The sequence below is a fragment of the Candidatus Obscuribacterales bacterium genome, from assembly GCA_036703605.1.
Taxonomy (GTDB): domain Bacteria; phylum Cyanobacteriota; class Cyanobacteriia; order RECH01; family RECH01; genus RECH01.
Map to the genome: position 1 here is coordinate 1 of DATNRH010001002.1, position 11,138 is coordinate 11,138.

Annotated in this window: 10 protein-coding genes; 6 read left to right on the top strand and 4 right to left on the bottom strand. The window is 54.8% G+C overall.

Annotated elements, in window-relative coordinates; genetic code table 11:
• Positions 1 to 382 precede the first annotated feature (382 nt).
• Positions 383 to 931 carry an NUDIX hydrolase gene (locus V6D20_20515; GenBank protein ID HEY9818163.1) on the bottom strand — a complete coding sequence of 183 codons (549 nt, stop codon included), beginning with the start codon at positions 929 to 931 and terminating at the stop codon, positions 383 to 385.
• A 114-nt stretch (positions 932 to 1,045) separates the two neighbouring features.
• On the opposite strand from V6D20_20515, the gene xseA reads away from it, so the two are divergent.
• Together xseA and xseB are read left to right on the top strand one after the other, a co-directional pair.
• Positions 1,046 to 2,290, top strand: coding sequence for an exodeoxyribonuclease VII large subunit (gene xseA / locus V6D20_20520; GenBank protein HEY9818164.1), 1,245 nt, complete (start codon positions 1,046 to 1,048; stop codon positions 2,288 to 2,290).
• Positions 2,291 to 2,302: 12 nt separating this feature from the next.
• Entirely contained in the window at positions 2,303 to 2,554 is a 252-nt protein-coding gene (gene xseB / locus V6D20_20525) for an exodeoxyribonuclease VII small subunit (GenBank protein HEY9818165.1), read from the top strand.
• A gap of 281 nt (positions 2,555 to 2,835) precedes the next feature.
• Here xseB and V6D20_20530 read toward each other — a convergent pair whose 3' ends face one another.
• Positions 2,836 to 3,225, bottom strand: coding sequence for a hypothetical protein (locus V6D20_20530; GenBank protein HEY9818166.1), 390 nt, complete (start codon positions 3,223 to 3,225; stop codon positions 2,836 to 2,838).
• 53 nt (positions 3,226 to 3,278) lie between these two features.
• Positions 3,279 to 4,418: a hypothetical protein gene (locus V6D20_20535; GenBank protein ID HEY9818167.1), complete on the bottom strand. Its 1,140-nt coding sequence runs from the start codon at positions 4,416 to 4,418 to the stop codon at positions 3,279 to 3,281.
• A 921-nt stretch (positions 4,419 to 5,339) separates the two neighbouring features.
• On the opposite strand from V6D20_20535, the gene dnaK reads away from it, so the two are divergent.
• On the top strand, positions 5,340 to 7,244 hold the full coding sequence (gene dnaK, locus V6D20_20540) for a molecular chaperone DnaK (protein HEY9818168.1): 1,905 nt from the start codon (positions 5,340 to 5,342) through the stop codon (positions 7,242 to 7,244).
• 119 nt (positions 7,245 to 7,363) lie between these two features.
• Here the strand turns inward: dnaK and V6D20_20545 are convergent, their stop codons facing one another.
• Positions 7,364 to 8,041 carry a hypothetical protein gene (locus tag V6D20_20545; GenBank protein HEY9818169.1) on the bottom strand — a complete coding sequence of 226 codons (678 nt, stop codon included), beginning with the start codon at positions 8,039 to 8,041 and terminating at the stop codon, positions 7,364 to 7,366.
• A 627-nt stretch (positions 8,042 to 8,668) separates the two neighbouring features.
• Between V6D20_20545 and V6D20_20550 the strand changes: the two genes are divergently transcribed.
• The 3 genes from V6D20_20550 to V6D20_20560 all read left to right on the top strand — a co-directional run bounded on the left by V6D20_20550 (position 8,669) and on the right by V6D20_20560 (position 11,068).
• Positions 8,669 to 9,700: a pentapeptide repeat-containing protein gene (locus tag V6D20_20550; protein ID HEY9818170.1), complete on the top strand. Its 1,032-nt coding sequence runs from the start codon at positions 8,669 to 8,671 to the stop codon at positions 9,698 to 9,700.
• Positions 9,700 to 10,059 (top strand): divalent-cation tolerance protein CutA, encoded by a 360-nt coding sequence (cutA, locus tag V6D20_20555; protein ID HEY9818171.1) that lies wholly within the window; start codon positions 9,700 to 9,702, stop codon positions 10,057 to 10,059. The genes V6D20_20550 and cutA overlap by 1 nt, the downstream gene beginning before the upstream one ends.
• A 121-nt stretch (positions 10,060 to 10,180) precedes the next feature.
• Entirely contained in the window at positions 10,181 to 11,068 is an 888-nt protein-coding gene (locus V6D20_20560) for a sulfurtransferase (protein ID HEY9818172.1), read from the top strand.
• The last annotated feature ends 70 nt before the right edge of the window (positions 11,069 to 11,138 follow it).

An 11,138-nucleotide genomic window follows, 5' to 3' on the forward strand; every position in this document is an offset into this window, starting at 1 on the left:
ACCGAGAGACTGGGTGATCGTGCCCTGGTGCTCCCATAGCCACGGCACATTCATGATGGACGCCTCTAGAAACGTCCCACCAATGGTTAAAATTAGCCCAATTAAGGCCCAGAGTAGCTCAGTTGGCGCAGACACATTCAACTTCAACATCAAAGAAAGTCACGTTAGCGGTTAGCCATCTTGGTCTGTTAACCCCGATTGCCGGTATGGGTTATTGACCTCATATCCAGGTCGGCAAACTTCTGCTTATCATGACATTTGTCTAGCAAAAACCGATTCATCATGTCAGAGATGTGACATTCGCATGTGGCATGTGGCATTTGCCTTTAACGTTCGCGATCGCACAGGGCCACGAGCTACAGGATCACAGGTGCGATCGCTCCTAGGACAACAAGGGGCGGGCTAGGAAGAAGCTAGCAATGGATTTAGCATCAACTAACTGACCCTCGAAGATAGCCTGCTCCACCTCTGCCACCGTCATATGTACCACATCGATGTCTTCATCGAGATCCTGAGCCAGGGGTACCTCCAGCTTTTCTAGATCTTGGGCTAGAAAGGCATAAATTTTCTCATCAGAATAGCCAGGCGCAAGGAGAAATGTCCCTAGGGTTTGCCAGCGCTGGGCGCGATAGCCCACCTCTTCCTGAATTTCACGCTGGATGGTGGTAGCCGGATCCTCATGGGGTTCGACTGTCCCAGCCGGAAACTCTAGCAATCGCCCGCAGGCGGCAAAGCGATATTGTTTGGTTAGCACCAGTTGCCCGTCTGGGGTCACCGGAATCGCTAATGCCCCACCTGGATGGCGGATGCATTCACCATCGATTTCAGCGCGATTGGGGAGGCGGAGGCGAGCAACTTCAAAGGCAAATTTGCGGCCTTGGTACAGCAGCTTTTGTTTTAACAGTTGGGGTGGTTCTTGACCATTGATCATGGGTCAGGCTCGAACGTCTCAAGGGTAAACAGAATTGATGTCCAGAGTGCCACTATATCAAAACACAGCCTATGCTAATGAGCAGAGGCATATAAGGGTTTAATCACAGCGTCTATGCAGAGTTTTACCGCACTATTGCCCGACTCGATGCTCTCTGTGGCGGGGCTGAATGCTCATATCCAGTCTGTTGTGGAAGCAGATCCACAGTTGCAGCAGGTGTGGGTGATGGGGGAGGTGTCGAGTGCTAACCGCTACCGCAGTGGATTATTTTTCACGCTCCATGACCCAGATGCCCTAGCGTCGGTACATTGCGTGGTGTGGAATCATCAGCTATCGCGGTTGACGACGGTGCCGAATCCTGGCGCGCAGTTGATTGTGCTAGGGCAGGTGCGGGTCTACCCTCGGCGGGGACAGTATCAACTGATTGTGACCCAAACTATTCCTGCTGGGGCAGGTTTGCGGGCTATTCGCTATCAGCAATTGCGCGATCGCCTCCAGGTAGAAGGGTTGTTTGATGATCAGCAAAAGCGATCGCTGCCTGCCCATCCCCGAATCGTGGCGGTGGTCACCTCACCGCAGGCTGCCGCTTGGGGCGATGTTCAGCGCACCCTGCGTTCCCGCTACCCAGGTCTGCATGTGCTGTTTTCTCCGGCCCTTGTCCAAGGCGATCAAGCACCCGATAGCATTGTGGCGGCCATCGAACGGGTGGTGCAGGATGGCCGGGCTGAGGTGCTGATTCTGTCTCGGGGCGGTGGGGCAGTGGAAGATATGGTTTGTTTTGATGATGAGCGGGTGGTGCGAGCGATCGCCGCCTGTCCCATTCCCATCGTGTCGGGTATTGGCCACCAGCGAGATGAATCCTTATCAGACCTAGCGGCCGATGTTTGTGCCCATACGCCCACGGCGGCAGCAGAATTGGCGGTGCCCGACCTCCAAGCGCTCTTGACCCAGCATCACGAGCGAGTCTTGTCCCTGAAGCAAGCGATCCATAGTTACCTCGATCGGGTCGATAGCCGTCTGCAGCGATCGCGATCGCGCCTCCAACAGGTTCGTCTCGATCGTCGTCTGCGGCAAGAAACCCAAGTCGTGCAATGGTTACAACAACAGCTCATTCAGTCTGTCCGTCGCCAACTCACCACTCAGCAGCAGCGCTGCTACACCCTGAAACAAGCGCTGATCTCCATTGATCCCACCGCCGTCCTCCAGCGAGGGTATGCGGTGGTGCGCGATGAACAGGGACAGATTGTGCGTTCGGTACAGGGATTGCCCGCTGGACATCCCCTGAGAATTACCTTCGTGGATGGAACCATTCAGGTTCAGGTCACGGCTGTTGAGGCCATTCCGCCGCCTACGTCCTAATCTTGGAGTTTTATGATTGATTTCCCTGATGGGACAGTTCCACCGAATCACAACCAGCCTTTGCCCGATGATTGGCATTATGAAACGACCGTGGCAGAGGTTGAACATATTATTGAGCAGATTGAAATGGGGGAACTGGAGCTGGCAGATGTGTTTGAACAATTTGCTACCGCTGTTCAATACCTGCAGCAATGCGAGGCATTTTTGTCGGAGCATCAGCAGCATATGGATTTACTGATTGAAACCCTGGCGGAGGAAGACTGAGGCTGGGTCACGAGCTGGTTGACTGACAAATCTCTTGGCATAGGCTGAGTTGAGCACTGTGAAACCCAGCACTAGCTTAGACTCCGTTGGGTTACGCTAACGCTAACCCAGCCTACGAAAGAATCAGACTTGTAGGAGTTGTGTCGATGAATCAGGGTCATGAGAGTCTGCATTGCCAACCGAGATGAACACCATCACCTAGGGGCGATCGCTCCTGTCACGCAAGTTCGACGTGATTTCGCCAGCGATCGAAAGCCTCTTCTCAGAGCCCCAACACAACGCTACCGACGGAAGTGGAAGCGATAGCCTGTGTAGCGATCGCTCTCATACTGCACCACGAGCCACGTTTGCGGATCAAATTCTAAAGGATAGGCATCTTCCCTAGTGACCGGCTCGGTACCTTCTAGGGCGGCAAGCTGGCAGTAGGGGCTTTGCAAAACAGCTTGGAGTTCCTGCCGTGACTGACCGTCTGGGATGTCCAACAATTGCGCAAGTTGACGGCGCGAGAGGGTGCGATCGCCGTTGGTTTCTCCCTGGCAGCGATCGCTCTGGTCGTTTCTAGCCAAGGAACTAAGGGGATTTAGACCGGTGACTAATCCAATCAGCACCAGGATCATGCTGCATAGGATTGTGAATTGAATGGTGCGAGGGGAGATCGGTCGTTCTGCCATAATCTGTCAACTCCTTAACGTGAAGAACCTCAATTTATAGGTCATCAACGGGTCTAGATGCGTGCGCCTAGGAGCAACCCGATCAAAATCAGGGTAAGCCGGTAGGCGGTGACAAATCCCGTTTGGGGGGCAAGGGTGACTCGGTAAACCGCGATCGCAGCTGGAGCCACCATTAGCATCAACCACAGGGGCTGCAGCGATGGCCAGGTCAATCGGGCGGCATCAAGGATGACGCGGGCGATCGTGGCCCCTACGACCCAAAGGGCCGCTCCCTGAAGATCCACAACCGGGAACTGGGGCGTGGTGGTACGGAAACGGCGGCGGCGCTGCTGTTGATGCAATCCCATCAGCCCGGCTTGGAGCGATCGCCCCACCCTGACAAACCCTGCCCAGATCTGTCGTCCAAGATGATGGGCGAGTAGAGCGGGCTGAGCGGTGAACGGATCGGTGCGGGATGATGAACGGGATGCAGGTTGTGATGCCGGACGGGATGATGGCCATGGATCGGGCGGCAGCGATCGCTCTGGAGCAGCCTGCGCGGCCGTGTCACGATTTTGGAGAAACTCAGGACGATCGCGATCGGAGGCTGGCTGGGGCATAGCGGATCGGTAGCGTTCATCCAGCGATCGCGGTGTCAATTGCCATAGCCCATCGCCTCCAGCCATCACCTGGGGAATACCCGCGAGCGTCGGATCCACCGCCAAGGGCACCAGGGGAGGGCGATCGCCCGCTGGCCCTTGATGCCACAACACACTCACCTCCTCGGCCACCGTCCATAGCGTCGCTAGAGCAGCTTCTTGCTCATCCGCTAAGTGGTTAACGTGGCGAATCTGAGTCTCAAACCGTTGCCAGGCCTCTTCTAGTTGGGCCGATCGCCAATCTTGATCTGAAAAGGTAGTGTCCGAGGTGGCTGCCAGTGTGGTTTTGCGGGGCGGGGCGGCGTAGGTGACGGCGGTGAGTCGATCGGGGAGAGGGGCATGGTCGTGCAACGGGGGACGGGGCGATCGAGCCGTGCGGCGGGACGGCGGAAAGGGCTGGTAGTCGTCTGCTCCAGGAGCGATAGAGGTGGGATCCTGGGGCGATCGCTCGTCCTCTGGCGATACTGGAGGGGTTTCAAAATAAAGCTGCACGCGCCGCTGCAGACGGCTTAGCTCGTCGTAAATGGCTTGCTGTTCAGATCGCAGGGAGTCCATGGCAGTCGGGGTAAGAGTCCTGTACCCATTATAGTACACATGTATTAATTCGCAAGACAGGATAGTGCAAATGTATTAATTCGCAAGACAGAAGTTCGGGAGGTCTCTTGGGTCGATTCCCTCACATTGTTGGGGCAACTGGCGGCAAACCCGCCTATGGGGTTACGGTTCCCCCCAACCCAAGCGATCGCCATCACTTCTACACTGAGGACATGGCAGAGCTCCACCGGTCGCGCTTCTCCCCTAGGTGAAGCAGACAGGGTTTCACCGGTTGTCGGTTGAAACAGGAGGCTGCTAGAGCTTCAAAGGCTCGTTCGTTCGTCCATCGTCTGACTAAGACTATCCACCTAGGCTTAGAGAGCGTCAGATACTCTGGGCGAGAAACCGTGAACCGTCCACTGTGGTTCGGTAACCACGCCTTCATGGGGAGGCGGTCGGACAAGCAATATAGAAGCAAGTCAAAACATCGAAACAGGACGTCGATGATGCAAATTGGTTAACAAAAACTGCTCAATGCATGGAAATGCCTGATCTCAGAGACGGGGCTATATGAATTCGTCTGATATTCAGTGCATCGCTAGTCGTCTGACATGCTGGATGAATCCCCAGCCTCACTCGCTGAGATAGGATTCTTCGCCGACATGCAATGGGTCTAGCACTACCCATTCCCTAGAGTTCGGTTCCCGTGCAGACAGAGCGATCGCTCAAGTCTAGTTCAGGTACGGCAGTATTCCTATATAGAGATGGTGTGAAACGACCCGCAAGCTTTGAGATGATGAGCAGTCGTGGGCGTCTTCCAGGGAGTTCGGTGATCCCGAATCCCAATCCCGGCGTCTTCTGGGGGCCATGTATGCCCTCGTCGCCTAACCAATTTGACACATTCGTCAGTGACCCCAGTCGTAACCCGGAGTAACGCAAACTATGGCAAAAGTTGTTGGAATTGACCTTGGAACAACAAACTCCTGTGTCGCGGTCATGGAAGGTGGGAAACCAACCGTCATCGCCAACGCAGAAGGATTTCGGACAACTCCATCGGTCGTCGCCTACGCCAAGAATGGCGATCGCCTTGTGGGGCAAATTGCAAAACGTCAAGCGGTGATGAACCCAGAGAACACCTTCTACTCGGTGAAGCGGTTCATTGGTAGGCGCTTTGATGAAGTCACCCACGAAACCACCGAAGTGTCCTACCAGGTGCTGAACGTCAACGGCAACGTGAAAATTGACTGTTCATCAGTCGGTAAGCAGTTTGCGCCGGAAGAAATTTCTGCTCAGGTTCTGCGGAAGCTGATTGATGATGCCAGCAAGTATTTAGGTGAAACAGTCACCCAAGCCGTGATTACCGTTCCGGCTTACTTCAACGACTCCCAGCGGCAAGCCACCAAGGACGCGGGCAAGATTGCCGGCGTGGAGGTGCTGCGGATTATCAACGAGCCAACTGCCGCTTCTCTGTCCTACGGTCTCGATCGCAAGAGCAATGAAACCGTACTAGTGTTTGACTTGGGTGGTGGTACCTTTGACGTCTCCATCCTAGAAGTGGGTGATGGTGTATTTGAAGTTCTAGCCACCTCTGGAGACACCCACTTGGGTGGGGATGACTTCGACAAAAAAATTGTGGACTTCTTGGCTGGAGAATTCCAAAAAGTTGAAGGCATTGACCTACGGAAGGACAAGCAAGCCCTGCAGCGCCTCACCGAAGCCGCTGAAAAGGCCAAGATTGAGCTTTCGAGCGTCACCCAGGCTGAAATCAACCTGCCCTTCATCACCGCTACCCAGGATGGGCCGAAGCACCTAGATACCACCCTGACTCGCGCCAAGTTTGAAGAACTGTGCTCCGACTTGATCGATCGCTGTCGCGTGCCGGTGGAAAACGCCATGCGTGATGCCAAGCTCGACAAGTCTGCCATTGATGAAGTGGTCATGGTGGGTGGTTCCACGCGGATTCCCGCGGTGCAGGCACTGGTGAAGCGGATTTTGGACAAAGATCCCAACCAAACCGTGAACCCGGATGAAGTGGTGGCAGTGGGCGCGGCAATTCAAGCCGGTGTCCTTGCTGGTGAAGTGAAAGACATCTTGCTTCTTGACGTGACGCCGCTTTCCCTGGGTGTAGAAACCCTGGGCGGTGTGATGACCAAGATTATTCCTCGCAACACCACCATTCCCACCAAGAAGTCTGAGGTGTTCTCCACAGCTGCCGATGGACAAACCAATGTGGAAATCCACGTTCTCCAAGGGGAACGGGAAATGTCCAACGACAACAAGAGCTTGGGAACCTTCCGCCTAGATGGCATCCCTCCTGCCTCTCGCGGTGTTCCTCAGATTGAGGTGACCTTCGATATTGATGCCAACGGTATCCTGAATGTGCGCGCTAAGGATAAGGGCACGGGCAAGGAACAATCCATCAGCATCACCGGTGCCTCCACTCTGCCAGACAACGAAGTTGATCGGATGGTGCGGGAAGCGGAAGCCAATGCAGAAACCGATCGCGAACGGCGGGAGCGCATCGATCTCAAGAACCAAGCCGATTCCTTGGCCTACCAAACCGAGAAGCAACTCGGCGAACTAGGCGACAAAGTGCCGGCGGCCGACAAAGAGAAAATCGATGGTTTGGTGAAGTCCCTGCGGGAGGCGATCGCCAGCGACGACTACGAAAAGATGAAAACCCTGACCACAGAACTGCAAGAAGCGTTCTACAGCGTCAGCAACAACCTCTATCAGCAAGCGAGCGGTGAGGGCCCGATGCCTGGAGGCGAAGGCGGCCCCACACCTCCCAGCGACGGTGATGACGACGATGTGATTGACGCTGATTTCACCGAAACTGACAAGTAGGGGTTCCACCGATCGCTGACGAGATCGGCATGAGACATTCACGTCGAACATGTTAACCAGGGGGCGATCGCTCCCTGGTTTTTCTTTCATAGTTCAGGCAGGGTTCAGGACGCTATGACTCAGGACGGTGACGTCACCGGAGGCTGCGAGGAAGGTTCTGGAGAAGACTCCTGGAGCGGTGGACGCAGAGCTAGATACAGAGCTGGCCCCACTAGGGGCGTGAGGGCCACAGCCCAAAACATCCAGCGGGCGGTGAGACCCCGTCGGGCCATATCATCCCCTAGTAGAGCCGGAAACAGCAGACAGAGCAGACAAAAATCTAGGCTCATCACATGGATAAACCGACTGGTTTGCCATTGCCGGACAAAATCACCCCAGTCTCCCATCAAGCAGCCGTAGCCTAGGAGAACGACCACTCCGAGGGCGATCGCTACCCCAGTCCAGCGCGAGTCCACCACAGCCAGCAGCTTAGATTTTGTCCCGGAAAAAATGGGATTGGGTCGGCGCAACCCCATATAGGGCAAGAGGGCAAAAGCCCCTACGGCAAACGAGCCGAGAACAAAGGGCCAGGCTGGACATCGTTGCCCTGATCCATCGATCAGCAAGACACTAGCGTAGATCATCGGCCATAGACCCATGATGTTAAACAGCGCCACAATCAACGGGTTAATACCCTGCCATTGGCCCGAGGCTAAGGATTGAATGAGCGTGACAGTATCGGCTTGATCAGGCGGAGAAAATCCAAAGGCATAGATCACAAAGCCCAGCCACAGTCCCCAAGCTATCCAGATTTTCACAATGGAATCATCCTCCTGATAGTCTTCTCTACTATAGAGTTCAATCTAATATGAGGTTCAACCTTTAGCTCTCAACATCTCGCTATGATCACAGCTAGCAGAAACAAGAGCGATCAACCCCAAGTGCCATCTGGTAGCGAAGAAGATTGATCATTCTGAAACTTGGGTTAAGTACGGTGGGGCACGCCGGATCCTCAAGGCTTGGGAAGATTGAGCCTCTGCCTGAGTTAGACCATCCTGCTGAGTTAAGGTCGGTCAGTGAACCCAAAATCTCCACATCTTGAGGTCAGGGAGTGTCAAAGTTTTTTGCCAATACATCAAGCAATCTTAACCGTTGATCGATTTTGCAGAATTTTGGCATAACTTAAGAATATTGAGACATTATTTAGATTCCCATTTAAATCCTGAGCCTTGCTGAAAGACTGGTCGCTCATTTAGAAACCCATTTAGATCCTCAGACATGCTGTCAGGCTGGGTCTAAGCTGAGGCCCTCAGATTACCCCATCTTTGTTGCAAAAGCCCCCCTTATGCCGACTCTGATGCGATTCCCTTTCAACCTAACAATATCTAATCCAACCGAGCGGCTTGACCTGCGCTACCAGTTTGGATTCATGGAGTGATTGCGGTATGGACATTCGTCATCTTCTTGAGCAGTACGAAGGCGGTCAGCGAGATTTTACAGGGCTGGATCTGCGCAATATCGACCTCTCCCGCCAAACTCTCCTAGGGTTGGGATTGGTGGGTACAAACCTAACAGGCGCAAATTTGAGCCGTGCATTTCTCACGCAGTCGGATCTGTCAGAAACATTTCTTAACTGGGCAGATTTGAGCTATGTCAAACTCAGCGAAGGACGGTTAGTTGATGCAGACCTGACCAAGGCGGTATTGGTGGGCGCCTTTTTGGTGAAATCCGATCTCTCGAAAGCCAAGCTCAGCGGCGCAGACCTAAATGGGGCCAATTTGCGCGGAGCCTGCCTGCACCGAGCCAACCTCTGCGGCACAAATCTGCAAGGTGCCAATCTACGCAATGCCGATCTCTCCGGGGCTAACCTGAGCTGGGCCAACCTCAACGGCGCACGCTTGAGCGGGGCCAACCTCACAGGAGCCTTCCTCACCGGTGTCAATCTCGAAAAGGCCTTCCTCAACGGCTTGGATCTAAAGGGTGTTGACCTCACAGGGGTGAATCTCAGCCAAGCCAAGCTGAACGGAGCTGACCTTAGCCAGGCCAATTTGACCCTCAGCAACCTCAGTGAGGCTCAACTTCAGGGCGCTAGCATGACCCAGGCAAACCTCATGGGCGCTGACTTATCCGGAGCCTACCTCAGCCACGCCGAGCTGAGCTGGAGCGATCTCAGCCGGGCCAATTTAGATCGTGCCGATTTGAGCCATGCCCATTTACTTGGCATTAAGCTAGATGAGGCAAGGTTTCAAACGGTGATTTTGACCGAGGCCGCCCGGAAGTATTTTAGTCTGCTGTCGTCGCCAGAGTCCCAGAGCAGTAGACAGGATGCGCCCGCAGCGCCGGTGAATCCACCCTCCCGTCAGTCCGATGATTGGGGAGCGATCGCCCCTAGCTATGCTCCAGCTTCCTATAGAAGCGCTCCAGTTCCCCAACTGGGCAGTCTATCCGCCGCCAGCGATCGACAAATATGGTATTGATGAGTGATTCAGATTCCCAGCCCCTTGAAGCATCGCGCCTAGGCGTGGTTTTGGTGACAGTATCCTCTCAAACCGAGGGGGAAGCGATCGCCCGTTCATTGGTAGAACGCAACCTAGCTGCCTGCGTCAGCCTCATGCCTATTCAATCGATTTATCGCTGGCAAGGCGCTCTTTGCAACGATGCCGAATGGCAATTGGTGATTAAAACCAACTTGGCCCAAGGAGAAGTCTTGGTGCAAGCCATTCAAGCCTTGCATTCCTACGACATGCCAGAAATTATTGCTTTGCCTATTGTGGCGGGTTCCTCTGCCTACCTGTCCTGGGTGGCAGAAACCGTGCCCACGCCGCCATCGTCCTAAAAGACCTGACCTGGCTTAATCTGACCTGGCTTAATCTGACCTGATCTAAGTCGCCTATGACGATGGTCAATCTAGCAGACTTGTGAACCATGACGGTTCTAGCCCCTGTACCTCATGTACTATGCCTGACGACACCTCTACGCCAGTTGCCCCCCTAGTTTCTGCCGCTTGGCTGGCCGAGCATCTTGAGGATCCCCAGGTGGCGATCGCCGATTGCCGCTTTGCCCTGGGGGATCCTAGCTTGGGGCAGCGGCACTACGAAACCGGCCACATTCCCGGCGCGGTGTATTTTGACCTGGATCGCGATCTGTCTGGGCCAGTCGGTGCCCACGGCGGTCGCCATCCCCTGCCAGATCTAGACGCTTTGGCTCAGACCTTGGGCGCTGCGGGCATTCAGTTTGGGTCAGAAGGAGAGGCGACCCTAGTGGTGGTCTATGATGATTCCCGGCTGGCTTTTGCCGCTCGCCTCTGGTGGCTGTTGCGCTACTTAGGCCACGATCGCGTCCGAGTCTTAGATGGGGGACTGTCGGCTTGGACGGCGGCGGGATACGAGCTATCGACAGCCAAGCCCCAGCCAACGCCTGCCCAGTTTGTACCCCAAGTCCAATCCAACTGGCTGGTGACCCGAGACGATGTTCTGGCAGTTCTTAATCAGCCTGGTGCAGTCCTAGTGGATTCTCGGGAGAGCGATCGCTACCGAGGAGAACGGGAGCCCATTGATCCCATTGCAGGGCATATTCCTGGTGCCGTGAACTACCCTTGGCAGGAGGTAACCGATGCCCAGGGGCGAGTGCGATCGCCCTCCGAGCAACGTCAGCGCTGGCAAGCGATCGCCCACCACGATCAACATCTGGTTTACTGTGGGTCTGGGGTCACAGCCTGCGTCAATCTTCTATCCTTGGAGATGGCTGGACTTAAGTCTGGTAAACTCTATGCCGGCAGTTGGAGCGATTGGTGTTCCTATGCGGATGCGCCTGATTTTGCCGTCGCGACTACGGCCTCTCCCTAGTCTGTCCATCTAGGGGTGTTAGAGGCGATCGCAGGATGCTATGGTAATCTCCGTAAACTGAATCAGGACG

What these genes read in the sequence shown, in the direction of transcription:
- V6D20_20515 (HEY9818163.1), bottom strand. Translation starts at nt 931, where the DNA reads ATGATCAATGGTCAAGAACCACCCCAACTGTTAAAACAAAAGCTGCTG.
- xseA (HEY9818164.1), top strand. Translation starts at nt 1,046, where the DNA reads ATGCAGAGTTTTACCGCACTATTGCCCGACTCGATGCTCTCTGTGGCG.
- xseB (HEY9818165.1), top strand. Translation starts at nt 2,303, where the DNA reads ATGATTGATTTCCCTGATGGGACAGTTCCACCGAATCACAACCAGCCT.
- V6D20_20530 (HEY9818166.1), bottom strand. Translation starts at nt 3,225, where the DNA reads ATGGCAGAACGACCGATCTCCCCTCGCACCATTCAATTCACAATCCTA.
- V6D20_20535 (HEY9818167.1), bottom strand. Translation starts at nt 4,418, where the DNA reads ATGGACTCCCTGCGATCTGAACAGCAAGCCATTTACGACGAGCTAAGC.
- dnaK (HEY9818168.1), top strand. Translation starts at nt 5,340, where the DNA reads ATGGCAAAAGTTGTTGGAATTGACCTTGGAACAACAAACTCCTGTGTC.
- V6D20_20550 (HEY9818170.1), top strand. Translation starts at nt 8,669, where the DNA reads ATGGACATTCGTCATCTTCTTGAGCAGTACGAAGGCGGTCAGCGAGAT.
- cutA (HEY9818171.1), top strand. Translation starts at nt 9,700, where the DNA reads ATGAGTGATTCAGATTCCCAGCCCCTTGAAGCATCGCGCCTAGGCGTG.
- V6D20_20560 (HEY9818172.1), top strand. Translation starts at nt 10,181, where the DNA reads ATGCCTGACGACACCTCTACGCCAGTTGCCCCCCTAGTTTCTGCCGCT.